The 23,440-nt window shown below is 72.9% G+C and carries 21 protein-coding genes; 11 read left to right on the top strand and 10 right to left on the bottom strand.

Going from position 1 to position 23,440, the window contains the following annotated elements:
- The first annotated feature begins 106 nt into the window (after nucleotides 1-106).
- The 8 genes from ectB to BLS43_RS22815 all read left to right on the top strand — a co-directional run bounded on the left by ectB (nucleotide 107) and on the right by BLS43_RS22815 (nucleotide 12,627).
- Nucleotides 107-1,393 (top strand): diaminobutyrate--2-oxoglutarate transaminase, encoded by a 1,287-nt coding sequence (gene ectB / locus BLS43_RS22850; protein ID WP_093088651.1) that lies wholly within the window; start codon nucleotides 107-109, stop codon nucleotides 1,391-1,393.
- On the top strand, nucleotides 1,390-6,951 hold the full coding sequence (locus BLS43_RS22845) for a Pls/PosA family non-ribosomal peptide synthetase (protein ID WP_218129952.1): 5,562 nt from the start codon (nucleotides 1,390-1,392) through the stop codon (nucleotides 6,949-6,951). Before ectB ends, BLS43_RS22845 begins: the two co-directional genes overlap by 4 nt.
- Nucleotides 6,952-6,967: 16 nt before the next feature.
- The gene (locus tag BLS43_RS22840; protein ID WP_093088650.1) at nucleotides 6,968-7,792 is read left to right on the top strand and encodes a DUF4397 domain-containing protein; all 825 of its coding nucleotides are present in this window, start codon (nucleotides 6,968-6,970) and stop codon (nucleotides 7,790-7,792) included.
- Nucleotides 7,789-8,391, top strand: a complete 603-nt coding sequence (locus BLS43_RS22835) for a class F sortase (protein WP_245707714.1) — start codon at nucleotides 7,789-7,791, stop codon at nucleotides 8,389-8,391. Before BLS43_RS22840 ends, BLS43_RS22835 begins: the two co-directional genes overlap by 4 nt.
- Nucleotides 8,392-8,909: 518 nt before the next feature.
- On the top strand, nucleotides 8,910-9,710 hold the full coding sequence (locus tag BLS43_RS22830) for a substrate-binding periplasmic protein (protein ID WP_093088649.1): 801 nt from the start codon (nucleotides 8,910-8,912) through the stop codon (nucleotides 9,708-9,710).
- A gap of 5 nt (nucleotides 9,711-9,715) precedes the next feature.
- Nucleotides 9,716-10,381 carry an amino acid ABC transporter permease gene (locus BLS43_RS22825; RefSeq protein ID WP_093088648.1) on the top strand — a complete coding sequence of 222 codons (666 nt, stop codon included), beginning with the start codon at nucleotides 9,716-9,718 and terminating at the stop codon, nucleotides 10,379-10,381.
- 40 nt (nucleotides 10,382-10,421) lie between these two features.
- A complete protein-coding gene (locus BLS43_RS22820; RefSeq protein WP_093088647.1) occupies nucleotides 10,422-11,261 on the top strand; it encodes an amino acid ABC transporter ATP-binding protein in 840 nt (279 codons plus the stop codon).
- Between the two features lie 43 nt (nucleotides 11,262-11,304).
- The gene (locus tag BLS43_RS22815; RefSeq protein ID WP_093088646.1) at nucleotides 11,305-12,627 is read left to right on the top strand and encodes an LLM class flavin-dependent oxidoreductase; all 1,323 of its coding nucleotides are present in this window, start codon (nucleotides 11,305-11,307) and stop codon (nucleotides 12,625-12,627) included.
- Nucleotides 12,628-12,709: 82 nt separating this feature from the next.
- Here the strand turns inward: BLS43_RS22815 and BLS43_RS30620 are convergent, their stop codons facing one another.
- Both BLS43_RS30620 and BLS43_RS22805 read right to left on the bottom strand, forming a co-directional pair.
- Complete coding sequence (locus tag BLS43_RS30620; protein ID WP_218129951.1) at nucleotides 12,710-13,534, bottom strand: PaaI family thioesterase; 825 nt, start codon at nucleotides 13,532-13,534, stop codon at nucleotides 12,710-12,712.
- Between the two features lie 342 nt (nucleotides 13,535-13,876).
- Entirely contained in the window at nucleotides 13,877-14,512 is a 636-nt protein-coding gene (locus BLS43_RS22805; RefSeq protein WP_281245864.1) for a nitrite/sulfite reductase domain-containing protein, read from the bottom strand.
- Nucleotides 14,513-14,530: 18 nt separating this feature from the next.
- On the opposite strand from BLS43_RS22805, the gene BLS43_RS22800 reads away from it, so the two are divergent.
- The gene (locus BLS43_RS22800; protein ID WP_093088645.1) at nucleotides 14,531-15,025 is read left to right on the top strand and encodes an FAD-dependent oxidoreductase; all 495 of its coding nucleotides are present in this window, start codon (nucleotides 14,531-14,533) and stop codon (nucleotides 15,023-15,025) included.
- Between the two features lie 182 nt (nucleotides 15,026-15,207).
- Here BLS43_RS22800 and BLS43_RS22795 read toward each other — a convergent pair whose 3' ends face one another.
- Nucleotides 15,208-16,392, bottom strand: coding sequence for a thiolase family protein (locus BLS43_RS22795; protein ID WP_093088644.1), 1,185 nt, complete (start codon nucleotides 16,390-16,392; stop codon nucleotides 15,208-15,210).
- 69 nt (nucleotides 16,393-16,461) lie between these two features.
- On the opposite strand from BLS43_RS22795, the gene BLS43_RS22790 reads away from it, so the two are divergent.
- Nucleotides 16,462-17,343, top strand: coding sequence for a LysR family transcriptional regulator (locus BLS43_RS22790; protein ID WP_093088643.1), 882 nt, complete (start codon nucleotides 16,462-16,464; stop codon nucleotides 17,341-17,343).
- Nucleotides 17,344-17,386: 43 nt separating this feature from the next.
- Here the strand turns inward: BLS43_RS22790 and BLS43_RS22785 are convergent, their stop codons facing one another.
- The 4 genes from BLS43_RS22785 to BLS43_RS22770 are packed head-to-tail and all read right to left on the bottom strand — an operon-like array spanning nucleotide 17,387 to nucleotide 20,623.
- Nucleotides 17,387-17,677, bottom strand: coding sequence for a muconolactone Delta-isomerase family protein (locus BLS43_RS22785; RefSeq protein ID WP_281245863.1), 291 nt, complete (start codon nucleotides 17,675-17,677; stop codon nucleotides 17,387-17,389).
- Entirely contained in the window at nucleotides 17,674-18,525 is an 852-nt protein-coding gene (gene catA / locus BLS43_RS22780; protein ID WP_093088642.1) for a catechol 1,2-dioxygenase, read from the bottom strand. Before catA ends, BLS43_RS22785 begins: the two co-directional genes overlap by 4 nt.
- A 56-nt stretch (nucleotides 18,526-18,581) precedes the next feature.
- Complete coding sequence (locus tag BLS43_RS22775) at nucleotides 18,582-19,682, bottom strand: mandelate racemase/muconate lactonizing enzyme family protein (protein WP_093088641.1); 1,101 nt, start codon at nucleotides 19,680-19,682, stop codon at nucleotides 18,582-18,584.
- On the bottom strand, nucleotides 19,679-20,623 hold the full coding sequence (locus BLS43_RS22770) for a LysR substrate-binding domain-containing protein (protein WP_093088640.1): 945 nt from the start codon (nucleotides 20,621-20,623) through the stop codon (nucleotides 19,679-19,681). The genes BLS43_RS22775 and BLS43_RS22770 overlap by 4 nt, the downstream gene beginning before the upstream one ends.
- Nucleotides 20,624-20,752: 129 nt before the next feature.
- On the opposite strand from BLS43_RS22770, the gene BLS43_RS31760 reads away from it, so the two are divergent.
- Entirely contained in the window at nucleotides 20,753-20,878 is a 126-nt protein-coding gene (locus BLS43_RS31760; protein WP_281245862.1) for a hypothetical protein, read from the top strand.
- 18 nt (nucleotides 20,879-20,896) lie between these two features.
- Here BLS43_RS31760 and BLS43_RS22765 read toward each other — a convergent pair whose 3' ends face one another.
- Genes BLS43_RS22765 through BLS43_RS22755 form a run of 3 tightly spaced genes read right to left on the bottom strand, consistent with a single transcriptional unit; the run spans nucleotide 20,897 to nucleotide 23,436 of the window.
- Complete coding sequence (locus BLS43_RS22765; protein WP_245707712.1) at nucleotides 20,897-21,316, bottom strand: response regulator transcription factor; 420 nt, start codon at nucleotides 21,314-21,316, stop codon at nucleotides 20,897-20,899.
- A gap of 49 nt (nucleotides 21,317-21,365) precedes the next feature.
- The gene (locus BLS43_RS31300) at nucleotides 21,366-21,926 is read right to left on the bottom strand and encodes an FAD-dependent oxidoreductase (protein WP_093088638.1); all 561 of its coding nucleotides are present in this window, start codon (nucleotides 21,924-21,926) and stop codon (nucleotides 21,366-21,368) included.
- Between the two features lie 19 nt (nucleotides 21,927-21,945).
- Nucleotides 21,946-23,436, bottom strand: coding sequence for a class I adenylate-forming enzyme family protein (locus BLS43_RS22755; RefSeq protein WP_093088637.1), 1,491 nt, complete (start codon nucleotides 23,434-23,436; stop codon nucleotides 21,946-21,948).
- Nucleotides 23,437-23,440 lie beyond the last annotated feature (4 nt).

The raw sequence follows: 23,440 nt of genomic DNA, 5'->3' as shown, positions 1-23,440 counted from the left end.
GATACGGGCCGGGGCCGGCGTGCGTTCACCGGTCGCCCGACACTCTCGGCGAGATTTCTCGACCGTTCGTCGAACCGGACCCCCCGTTCGTGACGTAGACAACCACATGGGGAGCAACCGGACACTCTCGGCGGACAGCGCCGTCTACGCCCGACGCGAGTCGGAGGTACGGAGCTACTGCCGGCACTACGCGATGGAGTTCGACACGGCGGCGGGGAGCGTCGTGCGGGACTCGGTGGGACGGGAGTACATCGACTTCCTGGCGGGCGCGGGGGCGCTCAACTACGGCCACAACGACCCGGACATGGCCGACGCCCTGGTGGCACACATCCGTCGTGGCGGCATCGCCCACGGGCTGGACCTGCACACCAGCGCGAAGAGCGCCTTCCTGGAGTCCTTCGAGCGGCTCGTGCTGGTGCCGCGCGGCATGACCCACCGGGTCCAGTTCACCGGGCCGACCGGCACCAACGGCGTCGAGGCGGCGCTGAAGCTGGCCCGGAAGGTGACCGGGCGGCGCAACGTGGTCGCCTTCACCAACGGCTTCCACGGCGTCTCCGCCGGCGCGCTCGCCGCGACCGGGAACCGCCATCACCGCCTCGGTGGCGCGGTGTCGCTGCCGGACGTGACCCGGCTGCCCTACGACGGTTACCTCGACGGTCTGGACTCGGCCGCGCTGCTGGAGCGGCTGCTGGCCGACGGGTCCAGCGGCGTCGACGCGCCCGCGGCGGTGCTGCTGGAGAGCGTCCAGGGTGAGGGTGGGCTCACCGCGGCCTCGCCGCAGTGGCTGCGCCGCATCGCCGGGATCGCCCGCGAGCACAGCGCCGCCCTGATCCTCGACGACGTCCAGGCGGGCTGCGGGCGGACCGGCAGCTTCCTGAGCACCGACCCGATCGGCGTCACCCCGGATCTCATCGTGCTGTCCAAATCGATCTCCGGGTTCGGACTGCCGATGGCGATCGTGCTGATCGCCCCGGAATGGGATGCCTGGTCCCCCGGCGAGCACAACGGCACCTTCCGCGGCAACGCCCACGCCTTCGTCACCGCCCGGGTGGCGTTGGAGAAGTTCTGGTCCGACGACGGCCTCGGGTCCGATGTGGCCCGGCGCTCGGCGCTCGTCCGGGAACGGTTGGAACGCATCGCGACGACCGTTCCGGGCGCCCGCGTGAAGGGGCGCGGGATGATGCAGGGCGTCGACGTCGGATACGGCGGCCTGGCCGCCGAGGTGTGTCGACGGGCGGGTGAGCACGGTCTGATCGTGGAGACCTCCGGCGCCTCCGACGAGGTGGTCAAGGTGCTCGCCCCGCTGACCACGCCGGACGCGCTGCTGGCCCGCGGCCTCGACATCCTCGAGGAGGCCGCGAACGCCTCGATCCGTACCTCGGTGGCGCTGTGAGCGCCGTCGAGGAGCGGACGGTCCCGTTCCCGCAGGTCCGGACCCGGGACGTCGAGCCCGCCGCCGTCCTCGACGGCAGCGGCGTCCTGCTCGCCGGGTTGCAGGACCCGACCCTGCGGTGGTCTCCGGGCGAGCGGCTGCACCACGTGTTCGAGGCGACCTGCGACCGGCTCGTCGCCGCGGGCGAGGGGAGCCGGCTCGCGGTCTCCCGCCGCGACCTCGCGGTGACCTACCCACAGCTCGACGCCCTGGCCAATCGGGTCGCGCGGTTCCTGCGCGGCTACGGCGTGCTGCCCGGCGCGCGGGTCGGCCTGCTGCTCGACGACCCGGTGTGGGTCTATGCGGGCATGCTCGCCGTGCTCAAGCTCCACGCGGCCTACGTCCCCCTCGACCCGGGCACCCCCGCGGACCGCGTCTCCTTCATCGCCGGTGACGCCGGCGTCGAGCTGATCCTGACCGTGTCGCACCTGGCCGAGCGCACCGCGGGGGCGGGCGCCCAGACCGTCGCACTGGACCGGGAACGGGAGCGGATCGAGTCCCTGGACCCCGGACGGCTCCCGGCGGGATCCGTCGGCGTCCCGGCGGACGAGCTCGCGTACGTCGTCTACACGTCCGGCACGACGGGCAGGCCCAAGGGCGTGCCCATCGAGCAGGCGAGCATCGTCAACTTCGTCCGGGTCGCGGCCGAGGTCTACGGCGTGCGCCCGGACGACCGGATGTACCAGGGCCTCACGCCGGCCTTCGACTTCTCGGTCGAGGAGATCTGGGTCGCCTGGGCGCTGGGGGCCACACTCGTCCCGAAGCCGGGCCGCAACCTGCTCGGTGACGAGCTCGCGGAGTTCCTGCGCGAGGAGCGGGTGACCGCGCTGTGCTGCGTGCCGACCCTGCTCGCGACCGTGACCGACGAGCTGCCCGACCTGCGGTTCCTGCTGGTGTCCGGGGAGGCGTGCCCGCAGGACATCGTGACCCGCTGGCACCGCCCGGGGCGCCGGTTCCTCAACACCTACGGCCCCACCGAGGCCACCGTCACCGCGACCTGGACCACGGTGGACCCCTCGCAGCCGGTGACCATCGGGGTGCCGCTGCCGACCTACTCGGTGGTCGTCCTGGCCGAGGACTCCGACACCGTGTTGCCCCCCGGCGAGGTCGGTGAGATCGCCATCGGCGGGGTGTGCCTGTCCCCCGGCTACCTCAACCGCCCCGACGCGACGGCGAAGGCCTTCGTGCCCGACCCCGTCGGGCTGCCGGACAATCCGTCGCGGCAGATCTACCGCACCGGGGACCTCGGCCGGATCACCGACGGGCTGCGCGTCGAGTACCTCGGCCGGATCGACACGCAGGTCAAGATCCGCGGCTACCGGATCGAGCTCACCGAGATCGAGTCCGTGCTGCTGGAGGTCCTCGGGGTGGGCCAGGCGGTCGTCGACACCTACGAGCCCGTCGCCGGTACGGTCGAGCTCGTCGCCTACTACACCGTTCGCCGCGGGGCGCTCCTCGACGAGGACATGCTGCTGGCCACACTGCGCGACCGGCTCCCGGCCTACATGGTCCCGGCCTACCTCGAGCGCCTCGACCTGATCCCGATGCTGCCCAGCGACAAGGCGGATCGGAAGAACCTGCCCGCGCCGAGCGGAGCGCGCCGGACGGGTGGCACCGTCGCCGACTACGTCGCACCGGAGGGCCCGCTCGAGGAGACCCTGGCCGCCGCCGTGGCGACGCACCTGGGGATCGAGCGGGTCTCGGCCACCGCGGACCTGTTCGTCGACCTCGGCATGAGCTCGCTGCTGGTCGCCCAGCTCAGCGCCCGGCTGCGTACCGACCCGACGCTCCCCCCGATCGGGACCAAGGACCTGTACCTCCAGCCGACGGTGCGCGACCTCGCCGGGTCCCTGCGGGGCGTCGCCGCCCGCGGCGAGACCCGCGAGCGGCCGATCCACGTGGCCCCCACCTGGCAGTACGTGCTCTGCGGGGCCGCGCAGGCAGGCGTGCTGCTCGCCGGCCTGGCTCTGGCCGCCGTGCTGCTGGTGCTCGGCTACACCGTCGTCGCCGCCTCCACCGGCGTGCTCGACGGCTATCTGCGGGCCGCCGCGGTCGCCCTCGGCACCGTCACCGCCCTGACCCTGCTTCCGGTCGGGGTCAAATGGGCGGTTCTGGGACGCGCCCGCCCGGCGACCTTCCCGATCTGGGGCGCGCGCTACCTGCGGTTCTGGATCGTGCGGACCGTGCTGCGGGCTTCCCCTGCCCGGCTGTTCGTCGGCTCCCCGCTCTACGTCGGCTACCTGCGGATGCTCGGCGCGCGGATCGGGCGCGGTGCCACCGTGTTCGCCCGGCTCCCCCTCGTGCACGCCGACCTGATCGAGATCGGCGAGCACGCCGTCGTCCGGCGGGACGCCGTGCTGACCGGCCACCACGCCGAGTCCGGCCGCATCCGCACCGGGCGGATCACCCTCGGCCGCGGCGCGGTCGTCGGCGAGGCCGCGGTGCTCGACGTCGACACCGCCCTGGGCGACCACGCCCAGCTGGGCCACGCCTCCTCGCTGCGGGCCGGGCAGGTCGTCCCCGCGGGACGGCGTGTGCACGGCTCCCCCGCCGAGGAGACCGACACCGACTTCGGCGGCGTCCCGCCCCGCCCGGTCACCGGCCGCCGCCGGGCCGGGTACGGGCTGTTCCAGCTCGCCGTGCTCGCCCTGGTGTCCGGGCCCGCCGCCGTCGCGGTGCTCTACGTGCTGCTCCCTGCCGTCTACCTGTGGGTCGAGACCGCGTTCGTGCCCGAGGGCCGCGCCCTCACCTTCGCCGCCCCCGGTTTCGCGCTCGGGCTGCTGGTCGCATGCACCGCCGTCGTCCTCGGCGCGATGGTGCTGCGCCTGCTCGTGGCGCTTCTCGCTCCGCTGGTGCTTCATCGGGCCGTCACCGCCGGGACCGTGTACCCGCTCTACGGCGTGCACTGGGCCGGTCATCGCGCGCTGGGACGGCTGAGCAACTCCCGGCTGTTCAACGACCTCCTCGGGGACAGCTCGTACATCGTCGGATTCCTGCGGATGATCGGCTACGACCTGCGCCCGGTCGAGCAGACCGGCTCGAACTTCGGCCTCGCGGTGAAGCACGACTCCCCGCTCCACGTCCGGGTCGGCACCGGCACCCTGGTGTCCGACGGCCTGTCGGTCGCCAACGCCGAGTACTCGGCCTCCTCCTTCGTCGTCACCCCGGCGACGGTCGGCGAGCGCAACTTCGTGGGCAACAACGTGGTCGTCCCGTCGGGCAGCCGGGCCGGGGACAACGTGCTGCTGGCGACCAAGGTGATGGTGCCGATCGACGGGCCGCCGCGCCGGAACACCGGCCTTCTGGGCTCCCCCGCCTTCGAGATCCCCCGATCCTCGGACCGGGACGTCGAGGTGACCAGGGCCGAGCGCGAGCGTGCGCTGCCCCGCAAGAACCGCTCCAACCTCGCGACGATGGGCGCGTTCCTGCTGCAGCGCATCCTGGCGCTGTACGGCACCGGCCTGATCGCCGCCGCCGCGCTCACCCACCTGGCGCCGACACTCGGCGTGTACGCGATCGCCGTCGCGCTGTCCGCCACCGCGGTGTTCACGGCACTGTTCCCGATCGCCGTCGAGCGTGCGGCCATGGGTTTCCGCAGGCTGCGCCCCCGATTCTGCTCGATCTACACGCCCTACTACTGGCGCCACGAACGGCTGTGGAAGCTCAGCCGGATCAGCCTGCTCGGCCTGTTCGACGGCACCCCGTTCAAGAGCGTCCTGTGGCGCCTCGGCGGGGTCCGCATGGGCCGCAAGGTGTTCGACGACGGCATGACCGTCCCGGAGAAGACCCTCGTGACCATCGGCGACCACGCCACCCTGAACGCCGGCGTGATCATCCAGTGCCACTCGCTCGAGGACGCCGTCTTCACCTCCGACACCACCGTGCTCGGCGCCGGGGTCACGGTGGGGCCGAACGCCTTCGTCCACTACGGCGCCCGCCTCGGCGACCGTGTGGTGGTCGACGCGGACAGCTTCGTGATGAAGGGCTCCGAGGCCGCCGCGGGCTCGCGGTGGCGGGGCAATCCGGCCCTGGAGGTCACCGAGGAACCGGCCGCGCAGACGGTGATCCCACGGCAGGGCGGCGGGCCGCCCGGCCCCGAGCCGCGGCCCGATGAGGACCGCGTGGTGCGGCCGCTACGGCGCCCCCGGGTCGCGCGTCGCCGGCTCGCCGCGGCCGCCGCGATCCTCACCGGGCTCGCCGCGGTGGGTGCGGTCGCGCTCGCCGCGGTCCGCACCCCGGCGACCGCTGCCGAGGGTCCGCTGCTCGACGGCGCGTACGCGGCGCTGCGCGGCCTGACCGCTCCCGCCACCGGTGCGGGCGACTGGGCCACGCGACTGCAGCTGACCGGGTACGCGCAGCTCACCGGCGCGTTCGAGCGCCACGCGGACCTGGTGTCGGGTGCGCGGGAGCTCGCGCTGCTGGCCGCCGCCGTCACGGTGCTCGGGGTGATCGTCGCCGCGCGGCGGATGCCGGTGGTCCTCGCGCTCGTGGCCATGGTGTTCGCCCTGGTCGCGGCCCTGCCTGCGGTCGCGGCGGTCGGCGCGGCCCTGGGCCCGGTCCCGCTCGGTCTGGCCTGGCTCGCCGCGGGTGCCGCGCTGTGCAGTCTCGGTCCAGCACCGCAGGCCGCGCCGCTCCGCCGGTCGCCCACGCGGGCCCGCGGACGCGACGACTCGTCGTTCGGGGTTCGCAGGGCGCTGCCCCTCGTGCTCGGGGTGGTCGCGATCCTCGTCGGGCTCGTGACCGCGGCCGTCCTCGCTGTGTTGCCGGTCGCGGTCGTCCTCGGCCTGGTCGCGATGCGGCGGGCGCGCACGTCCGGCGGCTCCGGACCCGCCGCCCTCGCGGCACGCCTGCGCTCGCTGCGGCCCCGTCCCGCGGTGCTCGCCGGTGTCGTCGGTGTGACGCTGGCCGGCTGGCTGGCGGTCGTGACGCTCACCGTCGACCTCCGCCCGGCCGCGGCGGATCCCGGTCATCGCGCGCTCGCGGCCTGGCTCGCCACGGCCACCGACCCGAGCACGGGCGTGGCCGTGCCTGCCGGGACCTGGTCGAACCTGGTCCGCGGGGGGATCCCCGCCGAGCGCCTCGACCCGGGCGGTCCACTGGCCGTGTCCGCGTCGACGAGCGAGCAGGACCTCGCCAGGTTCGGTCCGCTGAACGTCCGGATCGCCGACGACTCCGCCACCGCGTCCGGTCCCGCCGGGGCTCAGCTCGCGACCAACCCTCGGCTGCTCACCGGCCCCGAGGTGCGGGAGACGCTGCGCACCGGCGCCGTGGACGTCCGGGCTCTCGCCGTGCTGGCCGGCCTGACCCGCCTCGGACCGGTCACCGTCACGGACCTGCCCACCGTCCCCGGCGAGACGGCGGCGCTGCCCCGCCACGTCGTCGTCCTCCCCCCGGTGGACGCCGGCACCGACTCCTGGCTCCGGGCGCAGCGACCGCCGTTCGCACCCACCATCACCACCACCGCGGACGCCACCACGCTCTCGTGGCCGGTGCCCGCCCCGGCCGAGCTGCGCCGATGACCGGAAAGGGACTCTCATGACACGCCGACTCCTGGCAGGCGGGGTGGTCGCGCTGCTCGTGGCCGCGCTCGCCGCGCTGAGTGCCGTGCCCGCCGCCGCGGCCACGGGCACCTACCTGCGCCTGGCCCACCTCTCCCCCGACACCCCCACCGTCGACGTGCTGGTCACCTCGTTCGCCGGGACGAGCCTTCGACTGCCGGGGGTCGACTACGGAGACGTCTCCACCTACACCGAGATCGAACCCGGCCGGTACACCCTCGAGATGCGGCCCGCGGGGGCGCCCGAGTCGGCCGCCCCGATCGTGACAGGCACCCTCGACGCCGCGGAGGGCAGCGCGTACACCGCCGCCGGTCTCGGCCCCCGTGACGGCCTCGCCGTCACCGTCCTCGACGACGACCTGACCACGCCGGGTGCGGGCCAGGCCCGCGTGCGCGTGGTCCAGGGCGCCGAGCAGGCGGGTGCGGTCGGGGTGCGGTGGGCGGGCGCACCCGCGTTCGACGGCGTGGCCTTCGGCACGGCCAGCGACTACGCCACCGTGCCCGCCGGGCAGGGCTCCTTCGAGATCACCCCGGCCACCGGACCCGCCACCACCGTCCCGGTCCGGCTCGACGAGGGCGCGATCTACAGCGCCGTCGTCGTCCAACGCGACGGCAGACTCGACCTGCAGCTGGCCACCGACGCCGACGGCGCGGCCGCCGCTCCGACGGGCGGGATCGACACCGGAATGGGCGGCACCGCGGAGCACCCGAACCGCCCGAGGGTCGGCGGCGCGCTCGCGCTGCTCGTGGTGGGCGCGCTGGGCCTCGCCGCACACAGGCGGTTCGCCCACCAGCACCGGTGAGCCAGCTTCTCGTCCACACCCTGAGGGCGGCGCTGGCGTTGCTGTGCGCGGCGGTGCTCGTGGGGTGCGCGTCGACTCCCGTGCCGGGCCCGGCTCGACCGCCCGCAGGCGCCCTTCCCTCCGCCGAGCAGGCCGCCGTCGCCGCCCCGGTTCGCGTCCGCATCCCGGCGATCGGGGTCGACAGCCCCGTCGTCGGGATCGGCGCGGACGCCTCGGGCGCCCTCCAACCGCCGGGCGACGCCGACACGACGGGCTGGTTCGCCGACGGCCCCGCGCCGGGCGCCACCGGACCGGCCCTGCTCGCCGGACACGTCGACTCCCGCACCGGACCCGCCGTGTTCTACCGGCTCCGCGACCTGCCCGACGGCTCCCCGGTCCTCGTCGACCGGGCCGACGGGAGCACCGTGGAGTTCCACACCCGACGGACCTTCCAGACCGCCAAGGCCGCCTTTCCCCGCGACGCCGTCTACGCCCCGACCCCCGCTCCCGAGCTGCGCCTGGTCACCTGCGGCGGCACCTTCGACCGGGCGATCGGACACTACCGGGACAACCTCGTCGTCGAGGCGGTCGCCGCCCGGGGCGGCTGGACGATCCCGTAGTGGGGATCCGCGAATCCCACCGGTCCTGTCCTGGAGCGATGCGGCCGCCACCCCCTCGCTCGTGCGTTGCGACAGGGGGACTGCATGCCTCCGCCCGAGCGGCACGTCCACGGTCTCCGTCCTTCGCGAACCTCGGTCGGTGGCATCTGCGGTGACGTGCCGCGACGGCCTGCACAGCGGCGCGCGGAGCAGAGAATACCCTTGAGCTGCGAGGACAGCCGTCCCGGGTGATCTTCGGAACCGAAGATGTCCTGCAGGTTTCCTGCCGTAGCGACCACGTTTCCAGTCGCGTCCGCCACTTCCGCCCCCGCGATCGGTGGGGCAGGGTTCGGCACGAACACCGCGGGCGAGGCGGACACCAGGATCAGGTTGTATACACGTATGCAGAGTAGGAACGCTCTGGTCCCGCGCCTCTCGCGTCGTCGGCGGACCGGCCTACCCGGGCCGTTTCGACGGAGCCGCTCTCTCCCGCAACCACCCAGTGCACTGCGCACCTCGTGACGAACGTGAGGCTACGAATGTCAACACGCCGGAAGCTACTCGGAGGCACCCTGGCCGCGGTCGCCGCGCTGGTCGTCGCCGCCTGCGGGGGAGGGAGTACCGACCAGGACACCGCGGCGCCGCCCGCCGACACGCTGCGCGTGGGCTGGGCGGAGCTGGCGGGCTACGCGCATCGCGATCCTGCGACCAACCAGGTCGAGGGCCTGTACATCGATCTGTGGCAGGACATCGCCACGCACACGGGGAGGCAGCTCGAGCTGGTCGAGGACACCTGGCCGACGCTCGTCCTGGGAGTGAACGCCGGGAAGTACGACGCGAGCATCGCGGGAGTCACGAACGAACGCTCCCAGCAGGTCGACTTCACCTCGCCGATCATGCAGTCCGACTTCACCTTCGCCGTCAAGGGCGGCACCGTCTGGCAGGGGATCGAGAACCTGGACCGGCCGGGGGTCAAGATCGCCGTCACATCGGGATCCAACACCGACGAGGCACTCACCAAGATCGTCGAGAACGCCGAGATCGTGCGGCTGCGGGACGTCGGAGGCGCACTGCTGTCGTTGTCGTCCGGATCCGTGGACGCGATGGCGGGGGTCCGCGACTATCTCGGCAAGTCCATCGTCAACAACCCCGATCTCACCGTCCTGCCCAGCAGGTTCGACGTCTCGACCCAAGCGATCTTCGTCCGTAAGGACGACTCCCTGCTGAGGTCGACGATGGAGGCGGAGGCCCGGCGACTCCTGTCCGACGGCGTCGTGGCGGACAAGCTGGCCGCACGGGGCCTGGTCGGCGTCGAGGCCGGCAAGCCCGTCAACGGATAGCGCCGATGAACGCCTTCGACTGGTCCGTGATCGGTCAGTACGCCGGATACGTCGCCGCGGGGATTCCGATCACCCTCCTCGTCTCGGCGGGGGCCGTGGTCATCGGGATCGTGCTGGGGGTGCCCATCGCGATCCTGCGCCTGCGCGCGTGGGCGCCGGTCCGGTGGCTGCTCCTCGGGTACGTCGAGCTGTTCCGCAACACCCCGGTCCTGGTGCAGGTCGTGTGGTTCTACTACGTGCTACCCGTGCTGACCGGCGGGAACCTGCCGCCGGTGTGGGCCGGCACGCTGGCCATCGGCCTGAACACCAGCGCCTACATCGCGGAGGCGGTGCGCGGCGGGATCGTCGGGATCGCGTCCGGCCAGGGGGAGGCGGCGCGGTGCATCGGGATGTCCTACTGGCAGTCGATGCGCTGGATCATCCTGCCGCAGACATCCCGGCGGATGCTCGTGCCCTTCGCCAACACCTTCGTGGTCGTGATCAAGGAATCGGCACTGGTCTCGTACATCGGCGTGCTGGACATCCTGCACCGGGGCGACGTCGTCCAGGTGTCGACGTTCAAGCCCCTCGAGGCGTACACCCTCGTCGCGGTGTTCTTCCTCATCGTCATCACCGCGGTGACCCAGCTGATGCGATTCATGGAGAAGCGATGGTCCCCGGCCGTCGACTGACGGGTCCGCCCCTGGCCCCTGGCCCCTGGATGGAGATCTCATGTCTGAACGCGGGTTCGATGCGAACTGGTCCGCCCAACCGCTCATCGAGATGCAGGGGGTGCAGCTGTCCTTCGGCTCGGTGCAGGCGTTGCGAGACGTCGATCTCGCAGTGCGTCCGCACGAGGTGACGGCGCTGATCGGACCGAGCGGGTCGGGAAAGTCCTCGTTGCTGCGCTGCATCAACCTGATGGCGTTCCCGGCCGCGGGCAGCGTCCGGGTCGGAGGCCGGGAGACCGTTCGCGCCGTCGACGGGAAGCACGAGTTCCTCCTCGGCGAGCCGGAGCGCAACCAGCTGCGGACACACCTCGGGATGGTGTTCCAGCACTTCAACCTCTACCCGCACTTGTCGGTTCTGCGGAATGTCGCACTCGGCCCGGCGGTGGTGCTCGGGCATTCACGCGAGGATGCCCAGGACGAGGCGCGGCTGCAGCTCTCGCGCGTCGGCCTGGCGCACAAGGCAGACGCGATGCCCCGCGAGCTGTCCGGGGGGCAGAAGCAACGGGTGGCGATCGCCCGGGCCCTGGCGATGCGTCCGCAGGTGATGCTGTTCGACGAGGCCACCTCGGCGCTGGACCCCGAGATGGTCGGCGAGGTCGTGGACATCATGAGGCAGCTCGCGGACGAGGGAATGACGATGATCGCGGCGACACACGAGATGGACTTCGCCCGGGAGGTCGCCCACCAGGTGGTCTTCATGGCAGACGGGCAGGTGGTCGAGACGGGCCCGGCACGCCAGGTGCTGGAGCAGCCGCAGCACGCCCGGACGAGGCAGTTCCTCGACAGGGTCCTCCGGCACGCCGCGGTCGGCGGTGTCGATCCGGCGCCCTCCTCCTCATGACGCGCGAGCGTCCTCGCACGAACTCACGACAGAAGGGCGATCGATGACCCGCACACCGCGGCAGATGAACCTGAACATGTTCCTCGCCACGGCCGGTTACCAGGCGGGCGCGTGGCGCCGAGACGGTTCCCGGTCCGACGAGCTCCTCTCCCTGACCTATCTCGCCGACCTGGCCCAGGCGGCCGAGCGGGCGAAGATGGACGGGGTCTTCATCGCCGACTCGATGGCGCACGCGTCGACGGTGAACTCCGCGCCCCGGCTGGTCCAGCTCGAACCACTCACGGCGCTGGCGGCGATCGCCGCCGTGACCAGCCGGATCGGTCTGATCGGGACCTTCTCCACCACGTTCACCGAGCCCTTCAACCTGTCCCGCTACCTGATGTCGCTGGATCACCTGAGCAACGGGCGCGCGGGCTGGAACATCGTGACCTCGGCGGGCGGGGAGCAGAACTTCGGCGGGAGGCTTCCCTCCCACGACGACCGGTACCTGGTCGCCGAGGAGTACCTCGACGTGGTGACCGCCCTGTGGGACAGCTGGGACGACGACGCCGTGGTGAACTCGAGGACGGAAGGCGTCTGGGCGAGGACCGACCGCATCCACCCGATTCATCACCACGGCAAGTACTACGACGTCGCGGGGCCGGCGTTCATCCCGCGCAGCCCCCAGGGCTGGCCGGTGCTCGTGCAGGCGGGCTCGTCTCCCACCGGCATCGCTTTCGCCGCTCAGCGGGCCGAGGTCGTCTTCACGGCGCAGCCGGACCTCGAGCACGCCCGATCCTTCTATGCACGGCTGAAGGACGAGGTGGCGGCCACCGGGCGGGATGCGGCCAAGGTCAAGGTCCTCCCCGGCTTCATGCCGATCATCGGCGACACCGAGACCGCGGCCCGGTCCCTCGCCGACGAGCTCGCCGAGCTGATCACCATCGACGTCGGCATGCGCGCCCTGGCGACGGACTTCGGCGGGACCGACCTGACCGGGCTGGACCTGGACGAGCCGGTGCCCGTCGAGCGGATTCCGGCGGTGCGCGCGATCAGCGGCAACCAGAGCCGCTTCGAGCTCTATCGCGAGCTCGCCGTCGAGAAGCGATACACCCTGCGCAGCCTCGTGCGGGTGGCGGGGCGTTCCATGGGACACAGCGTCGTCGTCGGTACTCCGGAGCAGGTCGCGGACGAGATGGAGGCCTGGTTCACGACCGGGGGGTGCGACGGCTTCAACCTGCAGATGGCCTATGCACCCGGCGGGGCGGCCGCACTCTGTGAGCAACTGGTCCCCGAGCTCGTCGACCGGGGGCTGTTCCGCGCGGAGTACACGGGGACGACGTTCCGAGACCACCTCGGCCTCGATCGGCCTGAGGTGCAGAGGTGAGGTGATGTCGAGGGGTGGACCGGGCGGGCCCGGTCCACCCCACTCGGTGACGGGCGGCGCAGGATCGTGCGCTCGCCTCGCCTCATCGGCCACTCGCCGGGGGCGGGGGGTTCCGGAAGACCGCCGAGGCGGTGAGCACGGTGTCGCCCGCGCTGTGCAGCCGCGCGGACACGAAGGTCACCGTCCGGGTGGCGCGGTCGACCGTCGCCTCGCCGAAGGGCAGCTCGCCACCCTTCGCCGCCGCCGGCATCGAGGCCGACAACTGCAGGGTCACCGGGTGTCTGTCGGCCGCGGCCCCCAGGTACGACTCGACCGTCGCGCCGAGGGTGATGTCGAGGACGGTGAGCAGGAACCCGCCGTGCGCGGTCCCGTTGGGGTTGAGATGGTGCGGTTCGAGGAGCACGCACAGGTCGGTGCGGTCCGCCCCGCGACGCCAGGTCAGCCCGCCGACGTGCCCCAGGAAGCTGCCCTCCTGGCCGAGGGGGACGAAGCCCTCCGGGATCGTGGTCACGAGTCCTCCACGAGGACGATCCAGGTCTCTGCTCAGCTCGTCGCCGTCGGGTTCGGGATCGAGCAGCGCACCGTCGAGCACCCGCGTGCTCGGCCGGGTCTGGTCGCGGTTGTGGGCGTCGATCAGCACGCGGAGGTCCTCCTCGTCGAACGGGTCGGGGGTTCGGGTGTCCGGCCAGGCCAGCACACACAGCGCGGGGCGGTCGGCACCCGCCACGACGAGATCGCACAGCCTGCCGCCGCTGCGCGACAGCAGCGCCGAACGGATCCCGGCGCAGTCGACCCAGGTACCGTTGGCCAGCTTGAAGTCCTCGGCGATCCGGCCCGCGAAACGCAGACCACGGGCCTGGTCCGCCGGGTCGACCAGCTCGCCGGCGTCGCCTCCGTCGATCCCCACCCGGTGACGATCGGGACCGCGCTCCCCCGCACGCTCGCCGAGAGCTCCGTGAGCCTGCGGAACACGGTGGGGTGCATGGCCGCACCCGCGCTGAACAGGACGTCGAGCCGCTCGAAAAACGCGGCGCGCAGGTCGGGATCGGACTCCAACGCGGGGAGCAGCGCCGCGAACCCCGCGGGGACGGCCAGCCCGTCACCGACGAGCCGAGCATCTGGACCGCTCTGCTGGGCCAGGACCTGACCATCCGCCACGTCCGGGTGGGCGAGTGGAACACCCGCGGGCCCCGGGTCGGGGACCAGGCTCGTCGTCCGAGGGGCGGACCGGACCTGCCGGTCTCCTCCGTCAGAGCTCGACGACCACGTCGCCGTCCTCCTCGGACACGGCGAAGACCGTCACGCCGACCAGCCCGACGTCCTTGACCAGCGCCTCCGAGCAGTTCCGCGGACACCCGGCGACGGCGAGATCGAGCTTCGCCGGGCTCTCCAGTCCCTGGTAGCGCTGCTCGATCGCGACGCCGAGGCCCGTCGAGTCGCCGAGGCCGAAGCGGCAGTAGTCGGTGCCGACGCAGGTCTTCACCGTACGGAAGGACTTGACGTAGGCGTAGCCCGAGGGCATGTCCAGGTCCGCCCAGACGGCGGGGAGGTCCTGCTTGCGCACGCCGAGCAGGTCGATCCGCTGCCCGCCGGTGATCTTGACCATCGGCACCCGGTACTTGTCGGCGACGTCCGCGAGCCGGCGCAGCTGATCCGGCGTGGTCACCCCGCCCTTGATCTGCGGCACCACCGAGAAGGTGCCGTCCCGCTGGATGTTGGCGTGGACCCGGTCGTTGATGAAGCGGGCGTCCCGCTCGTCGACGAACTCCCCGGGCCAGACCGTGCGCAGCAACGAGGTCAGGGCCATCTTGCTGCCCGCGAGCTGTTCGTCCACCGGCTCGACGACACCCAGGAGGCGGCCCTGCGGCACGCCTTCGCCGACCACTGAACGAAGGAGACCGTCATGAACACGCAGGTCCTGGTCGTCGGGGCGGGCCCGGTGGGCCTCACCGCCGCCTGTCGGCTCGCCCGCCTCGGCGTCGGCGTGCACGTCGTGGAGAAGCCGACCGAGCCCACCACCGAGTCCCGCGCCGTCGGGGTGCACGCCCGCAGCCTGGAGCTGCTCGCCTCGCTCGGGGTGCTCCCGCAGCTCGAGGCCCGCGGACGTCGGATCGGAGCCCTCCAGATGGTGGACGGCACCACCGGGCACGTCCGGGCCCGGCTGGAACTGGCCGACGCCCCCACCCGGCACCCCTGCGTCCTCGACGTCGCCCAGCCGGACCCGGCCCACGCCGCCGCCGACTGGCTGCCCGTCGCGCACCGGCTTGAGCACGTCCTGGACCTGGTGGCCACCACACCCCGACCGGACGCGGCGGACGGGCTCCGCGCCCGACCCCGCACCGCGGCCGAGGCGGGCGCGCTCCTCGACGCGGCCGCGGAGCTGCTCCGCCCGCCGTGAGCCGGCGTCGGTCCAGGTCGGGGTGGACGGCACGGCGAAGCGCGACCAGGACGGCGACAGCGCGGCCTCGAACGCCCGGACCGAACGCGCCGTGCTGGGCGTCATCACGGTGTCGTTCGAGCACCCGACGCCGTGCCCGTGCCGCGGAACGGACCGCGTTCCTCCACGCGGACCCGGCCTCCTCAGCCCACGTTCTCCAGCACGACGGCGAGTGCCTGCCCGACCCCGATGCAGATCGCGGCGACACCCCACCGGTCGCCCGACTCGCGGAGCCGGGCCGCCAGCGTCCCGAGGATCCGGGCGCCCGACGCACCGAGGGGATGTCCCAGGGCGATCGCGCCGCCCTTGACGTTCACGATCTCCGGGTCGATCTTCCAGGCGTCCACGCAGGCCAGCGACTGCACGGCGAAGGCCTCGTTCAGCTCGACGGCCGCCACCTCGCCCCAGCCGATGCCGGCCCGGGCCAGCGCCCGTTCGGCGGCCTCGACGGGCGCGAACCCGAACTCGCGCGGGTCCAGTGCGTGGGTGCCCCGCCCCGCGATCCGCGCGAGCGGGTCGCTCCCGATCCGCTCGGCGGCCGCCTCCGAGCCCAGGAGGACGGCGGCGGCGCCGTCGTTGAGCGGGCTCGCATTGCCCGCCGTGATGGTCCCGGCCTCGCGGAACGAGGGCGTGAGCCCGGCCAGCTTCTCCGGGGTCGAGCCGTCCCGGATGCTCTCGTCGCGCGCGAGGCCCGCGTCGCCGACGGGGACGACGAGATCGTCGTAGAAGCCGTCCGCCCACGCCTCTGCGGCGAGCCGGTGGGAGCGGGCCGCGAACTCGTCCTGCCGCAGGCGGCTGATCGAGAACCGGTCCGCCAGCTGCTCGTTGCACTCCCCCAACGACACGGTCCATTCCGCGGGCATCCGCTCGTTGACCAGCCGCCAGCCCAGCGTGGTGGACACGGCGGTGACGTTCCCCGCCGGGAACGCCCGGCTCGGTTTGGGCAGGACCCAGGGTGCCCGCGTCATCGACTCCACGCCCCCGGCGACCACCACGTCCGCGTCGCCGACCTCGATCGCGCGGGAGGCCTGGATCGCCGCGTCCAGGGACGATCCGCAGAGCCGGTTGATCGTCGTGGCGGGCACCGAGGTGGGCAGTCCGGCGAGCAGGACCGCCATGCGCCCGACGTTCCGGTTGTCCTCGCCCGCCTGGTTCGCACACCCCCACACCACGTCGTCGATCCGCGCGGGGTCCAGCGTCGGCGCCCGGGACACCAGCCCGGACAGGGCCGTCGCCGCGAGGTCGTCCGGCCGAACGCCCGCGAGCGCGCCGCCGAACCGGCCGAAAGCGGTCCGAGCGCTCGCGTAGAGGAAGGAGGGCGAAGTCATCTGTTCACGGTAGAGAGCGGAATCCATCGACTCCAATACTCATTGCACGACAATTGATAAGTTCCACGCATGGATACGCGGCTGCTCCGATCGTTCGTCGTCCTCGCCGAGGAACGCCACTTCGCCCGGGCCGCCGCCCGCCTGCACATCGCCCAGCCCGCCTTGTCCCAGCAGCTCGCCCGGCTCGAGCAGCAGGCCGGGGCACGGCTCCTCGACCGCTCCACCCGCCGGGTGGACCTCACCGAGGCCGGCAGGCTGCTCCGGGACCGCGCGCTGGGGATCCTCGCCACCCTCGACCGCACCACGGCCGATCTCGGGTTGCTCGCCGCCGGGCAGGCCGGCCGGGTGCGCGTCGGGTTCGTCGGCACCGCCACCTACGACGTCCTCCCCCGGGCCGCCCAGCGGATCCGCTCCGAGCTCCCCGACATCGAGCTGGACCTGCGCGGAGAGCTGCTCGGCCCCACCCTGCTCGACGCGGTCCGAGACGGAGACCTCGACCTCGCCGTGGCACGTCCGGGCCCGTCCGTCCCCGACGACCTCCTCGTCCGCCCGCTGCGGGACGAGTCGCTCGTGGCCGTGCTCCCCGCCGCGCACCCGCGGGCCGCGGACGCCCGCGTGTCCCTGCGCGACCTGGCCGGGATGCCCCTGATCACCCACCCGGCGGGTCGTCGGTCGGTGATGCAGCCGCTCGCGCTCGACGCCTGTCGCAGCGCCGGGTTCGAACCCGAGATCGTCGAGGTCGGCGAGACGGGGACGCTGGTCGTCTTCGTCGCCGCCGGGCTCGGGTTCGGCCTCGTGCCGGCGTCGGTCCGGGCACTACGCCTCGACGGTGTCTCCTACGTGCCGCTCGCCGGCACTCCGGTGACGGTTCCGCTGGTCCTCGCCCATCGGGCCGAGGCGCCCCCCGCGGTCGGCCGCGTCGCGACCGTGATCAGCGAGATCGTCGCCTGAGTCGTCGCCGACCGGCCGGGGCCGGACGGCGTCGACGTCGGGCTCAGCCCGCCGCGATGTCCGACGGGTGCTGCGCCAGCGGGGTGATCGTCATCCGCATGTGGGGGAACAGCGGCAGCCCCCAGAGGATGTCGTGGAGCTGCGCGTTGCCCTCCACCTCGAAGATCGAGAGGTTGGCGTACTCCCCGACGCAGCGCCAGATGCTGCGCCAGTGCCCGGAACGCTGCCACTGCTGCGAGTAGGCCTTCTCGCGGGCGAGGAGCTCCGCCTTCGCCGCCGGGTCCATGTCCGGCGGGAGGGCGACGTCCATGCGTACGGCGTAGAGCTCGCTCACTCGGCCGGGTCCAGCGGGAAGTCGTAGGTCACGTGGTTGCCCTCGCCCGAGTCCGACTTCGTCGGGTGGAGGATCAGCTCGGGCTTCACGGCCTGCGCGACGTCGTCCGCCACGTACTCCCCGCCCGCGAAATACAGCTGGGTCGTGACCGGGGCGCGGCCGGGCGCGGTGACTTTCAGGTGCAGGTGGGCGGGCCGCCACGGGTGCCATCCGGCGGTCGCGACCATCGCGCCCACGGCCCCGTCGGTCGGGATCTGGTACGGCGCGGGCTGGATGGTGCGGAACGCGTAGTGCCCGTCTTCGCCGGTGCGGATCTGCGCGCGCAGGTTCCACTCGGGGATGCCGGGGGCGAACTGGGAGTAGTAGCCGGCGTCGTCGGCGTGCCAGAGCTCGACCAGCGCGCCGTCGAGGGGGTTGCCGTCCAGATCGGTGACGGTGCCCTCGAACAGCAGCGGCGTGCCGGGCTCGTCGGCGCGCCGGGGCACGTCCGCCTCGGCGGCGAACTCCGGGGCGCCGGGGATGTAGTAGGGGCCCTCGATGGTCCCGACCGCGCCCTTACGGTCCGCGTTGGCGACCTGCTCGACGACGTGCTCGAGGAACACGTCCAGGAACAGCGGCCACTCGCCGGTCCGGCCGACGTCGATCAGCCAGCCCTTCAGGGCGTCGTACTCGGCGTAGGTCACCTGGTGCCGCCGGACGACCTCGTGCAGGGCGGCGAGCGCATCGCCGATGATCGCCCCGGCACGCTCGTGGTCGACGGGACCCGCCTGCCGCTCCTTGCGGGCGAACGAGGCCGTGGCGTTCTGCCCGGAGCCGACCGCGGTGGGGTTGTGCTCGGTGGTGGTCATTCTGTGCTCCTCACGCGTCGATGCGAGAAAAATCGGTGTCGATGGTCAGTCGGTGGTCAGTCGGTGCGATAGCGGGCGAGCTTGTCGGGGTCGATCGCGATCCCGAGGCCCGGTCCGGGTCGCACGGCGAGCTCGCCGCCGTGGATCTCCAGCGGCTCGGTGAGCAGGTCGTCGGTCATGTCGAGGAAGTTCGACAGCTCCCCCGCCCGCCGCGAGCTGTGCCGGTGCGCAGCACCGAAGGCCACGCTGCACGCCGTCCCGACCTGACCGTCGATCTGGTTGCCCATCACGATCTCCGCCCCCAGTCCCTCGCACTGGTGCAGGATCCGCTGCGAGGTCGTGAACCCGGTGCGCGCGGTCTTGATGCTGATCATCGTGGCGGCCCCGTCGAGCAGCTCGCGGGTGACCTGCCCGGGCGTCGCCGCGCTCTCGTCCGCCACGGTGGGCACCGACGTCCGACTGGTCAGCCAGCGCCGGCCGAGCACGTCGTCGGCGGGGCAGAGCTCCTCGGACAGGGTCAGGTCCAGGTCCTCCATCAGCGTCAGCGCCCGGGCCGCCTCCGTGGGCGTCCAGCCGCGGTTGCCGTCGACGTAGAGCTCGACCTCGGACCCCAGCGCGGTGCGCAGGGCGCGGCAGGCACCGACGTCGAGCGAGACCGGGCGGCGCCCGACCTTGACCTTGAACGTGGTGATCCCGTAGGTGTCCCGAACCCGCTCGGCCTCGGCGACCATCACCTCGTCCGGGGCGAACCCGACCATGTGCGACACCCGCATCCGGTCGGTGAACCCCCCCAGCAACTGGGTCACCGGCAGGTCCAGGGTCTTCCCCAGCGCGTCCCAGCAGGCCATGTCGATCGCGGCCTTGGCCGTGGGGTTGCCGACGGTGCGGTCGAGGCGGGCGTGCAGCACCTCGCGTTCGAGCAGCGAGAGTCCGACGGCCTCGCCCGCGAAGATCCTGCCGATCACCGCGACGATCGACTCCTGGGTCTCGCCGTAGGTGTAGGGCCGCGGCGGGGCCTCGGCGATCCCGACGATTCCGTCGTCGGTGTGCACCCGGACCAGCACGTGGTCGGCGGTGTGCGCCTCACCGGAGGCGAACTTCAACGGTGTGCGGTAAGGGATCGCGAACGGGATCGCCTCGACGGCGACGATCTTCACTGCAGACCTCCGAGGGAGAGGGGGAGCACGGGAGCCGGGTCGAGCGGGTCGTTCAGGGGGGCGACGAACCCGTTCTCCTCCAGCGCGGACAGGAGCACACGGATGGCGGGATCGTCGTTGTCCGCGCGCCAGGCGAGTGCCAGCTCGACGTGCGCGTCGTCGGCGACCGACACGAACCGGACACCCTCTACACGCAGGGCCAGCGCGGACTCCGGCAGCAGCGCGACCCCCAGACCGGCGGCGACCAGCGTGAGCATCACCGAGGTCTCCGCGACCTCGTGCGCCCGGCGCGGCAGGAAGCCCGCGGCGAGACACGCCTGGGTCACCGCGGCGTCGACCACGGACTCCTTGGCGCCGTACACCACGAAGTCCTCGTCCCGCAGCTCGTGCAACCCCACGGGGCCGTCCGCGGCCAGCCGGTGCTGCTCGGGGACCGCCGCGACGAGCCGCTCCCGGGCGATCCGCCGGGTGACGATGTCCGTCCGCCGCGTGGGCGGACGCAGCAGCGCGACGTCGATCCGGTCCTCGGCCAGCGCCGCCTCGCTGGCCGGGGTGAGCAGGTCCGGCACGTAGCGCAGCACCAGGTCGGGGACCTCGCGGGCGACGATCCGAGCGAGCTGCGGCAGCTGGCGGTAGGCGGCGAGTCCGGTGCTCCCGATCCGCAGCAGGCCGCTGCGCCCGTCCCCGACCTCCTGCACCCGCTCGCGGGCCGCGTCCAGGGAGTCCAGGATCCGTAGCGCGTCCCGCAGGAAGGCCTCGCCGGCCGGGGTCAGGTCCACGCGGCGGGTGGTGCGGGTGAACAGCGTGACGCCGAGCTGCGACTCGAGCTGGCGGATGGCCTGGGAGAGCGGTGACTGGTTCATGTGCAGGCGTTCGGCGGCCTGCCCGAAGTGCCGGGTCTGCGCGACGGTGACGAAGTACCGCAGCTGGCGGATCTCCATGCGTCCTCCCGTCGACGACTCTGTGTCAGGCCGCCCACGGTACGACCGCGCGTCCGCCTACACAAAGACCTTGTCGGTCTCGATTAAGACGTCCGGCGTCTGAAAAGTGTTGAGCCGATTCCAGACAGAGTGAGCACGCCGGCCGTCCTCGAGCGGTTGCAGGACGAGCTGCTCCGCACGACCGCCGACATGGCCGTCGACCTGGGTGCGGCCGACGGACCGGGGAAGGCCCGCACCGCGGCACGCGGTCGCTGAGCTCCGCGCGCGGCGCGGTCACGCGTTCCGGCGGCTGGGGGACGGGACGTAGAGTCCGTCTCGTTCCGCGCGGACCGCCGCGAGCGTCCTCGTGGGTACTCGGAGCTTCTCCAGGACGTGCTCCAGATGAGCCGCCACGGTCCGCGGGGCGACCACCAGCGTTCTGGCGATCTCCCGGTTGGAGCATCCCTCGACCAGCAGACCCAGCACCTCCAGCTCCCGCGGCGTCAAGCCGTGGAGCTCGGTCACCGGTGACAGCAGGGCGAGAGCGGCCAGCCCCGACGGCGCCTCCTCGGGGGCCACCAGGACGGTGACCCGCACGTGCCCGGCGGGGGCGTGGAAGGCGCCCACCGACCAGAGGAACGACGAGCAGACCTTCCCGTCGCCGATGCAGTCGTGGGCGGCGGCCAGGACGGGTGAGCGGGCACCCAGCAGCACGTGGGCCGGATAGCCCGACGACCCGAGTCCACGATGTAGGTACCCGCGGTCAGCCGCGTCGGCGGCGGCCAGACCGAAGCTCGGCACGCAGGCCGGCGTCGGCCTGGAAGCCACCGGTGGCGAGGAGGGTCCGTCGAGCCCCGACGGTCCGCATGCCGCCGTCGGTGGCGACCACCGCACCGACCACGGTCCCGGACTCCTGGAGCAGCTCGGTGACGGTGGCGCGCAGGAGCAGCTCACCGTGCGCCCTCACGGTCTGCGCGCAGGCCGCGACGTACCGGGAGGTGTCGAACTGGTGGCCGCGGCCGTAGCGGAGCACCGTGACGGCGTCGGCGAACGGGACGTCGAGCTCGCGGAGCCAGTCGGTCGCCGCCCCGAAGTCGTCGACCAGCCGGGCGCGCAGCGCGGGGTCGCCCTCCGGGTTGATCTCGTTCATGACCTCGTGCGTGGGGGCGGACCAGAGGAAGCCCGCGAACAGGCCGGACCCGCCGACCGCGTCCGCGCTCTCGACGACCACCACGGACGCACCCCGGGACGCCGCCCGGGCCGCGGCGGTGAGCCCCGCCATTCCGCCTCCGACGACGAGCAGGTCGATGTCGTTGTCGGACAAGGAGTCTCCTCGGTGAGAGTCAGGCGGTGGACGCGGGAACCACGTCCCGGAGCTCGCGGGCGATCCGGGCGGCGTCGACGCGCGAGAGCTTCCCGACCCTGTTCTGGGGCAGCGCGTCGACGCGGAAGACGAACTCGGGCCACTTGGCCTTCATCAGTCCCACGGCGGTCAGGTGCTCCTGGATCTCCGGCAGCCCGAGATCGGACCGGTCGGTCACCAGCAGGACCGCCACCCGCTCGCCGAGCAGCTCGTCCGGCACCGGCACGACACACACCTGGTCGACGTGCGGGTGCCGGGCGACGGCCGTCTCGATCTCGGTGACGTCGAGGTTGCGGCCGCCGCGGATGATGATGTCCTTCTCCCGGCCGCGGATCGACACGGTGCCGTCCGGGTGCGTGACCAGCAGGTCACCGGTGGGGAAGAAACCGTCCGCGGTCAGCTCGGGGGCGGCCACCCGGCCCGCTCGGGCGTAGCCGGCGAAGAGCGACGGGCCCCGGACCTGGGCCCGCCCCACCTCGCCGACGGGCAGCGGCGAGCCGTGCTCGTCGACCGCCCGCAGGTCGGTGCCCGGGAAGGGGATGCCGTCGGTGGCGAGGCGGACCTCTTCCGCCTCCGCGGGGCGGGAAGTGGTGTGCCCCAGGCACTCCGACATCCCGAACACGCGCAACACCTTCGTCCCGAGGCGGCGCTCGGCACGGGCGAGCGCCCCGGAGTCCATCGGGCCGCCGCCGACCGTCATCGCCTTCATCCCGCGCAGGAGGCCCTCGTCGGGAGCCGCGGACCCCATCTGGAGGGCCATGGTGGGCACGCACATGGTCCACCGGACCTCGTGCTCGGCGAGCAGCGCCACCGCGGCGGCCGGGTCCCACTTGTCCGCCAGCACCACCGTGCCGCCGAGCATGAGCGGCAGGTACAGGCCGAAGCAGACGGCGGCCGCCGAGGAGACCGGCACCAGGGCGCCGACCGCGTCCCCGGGGGCGAGGCCGACCGCCTCGATGGTCTGCCGCCCGGCGTAGCGCAGCGACTCCTCGCTCTGGACGACGCCCTTCGCGCGGCCGGTCGACCCGGAGGTCAGGCCGATGACGACGCCGCCCGCCCACCGGTCGGGATCCACGGCCCGGTGCCCGGTCCACCGCCAGCCGTCGAGCACGTCGCCGAGGGGCTCGCCCACCGCCCAGGCGTCGAACCGCTCGGGCGCGCAGACGACCGCGTCAGGGGCGATGTCCTCGACGGCCGCGGCGAACTCGTCGCGCGTGGAGTGCCTGCTGATCAGGCCCAGCGTGCCGGCGAGCCGACCGACGGCGAGCGCGGCGACGACCGTGCGCCAGGTGTTGTCGGCCTGGACGAGCAGGGTGGGCCGCGGCCCGGTGACCTCCTCGAGGGAGGCGGCGAGGGCGTCCGCCCGGGCGAGCAGGGACTGCACGGTGTGGGGGCCGGAGGCGTCGACGACCGCGACGGCGTCCGGCGTGGTGGCGGACCACGTGTCCAGGTCCGCGACGAGCTCTCTCATGGTC

The sequence above is a fragment of the Pseudonocardia oroxyli genome (assembly GCF_900102195.1).
Lineage (GTDB): Bacteria > Actinomycetota > Actinomycetes > Mycobacteriales > Pseudonocardiaceae > Pseudonocardia > Pseudonocardia oroxyli.
Note: the sequence above shows the minus strand (reverse complement) of the source record. Positions and strands in the feature narration are given on the sequence as shown.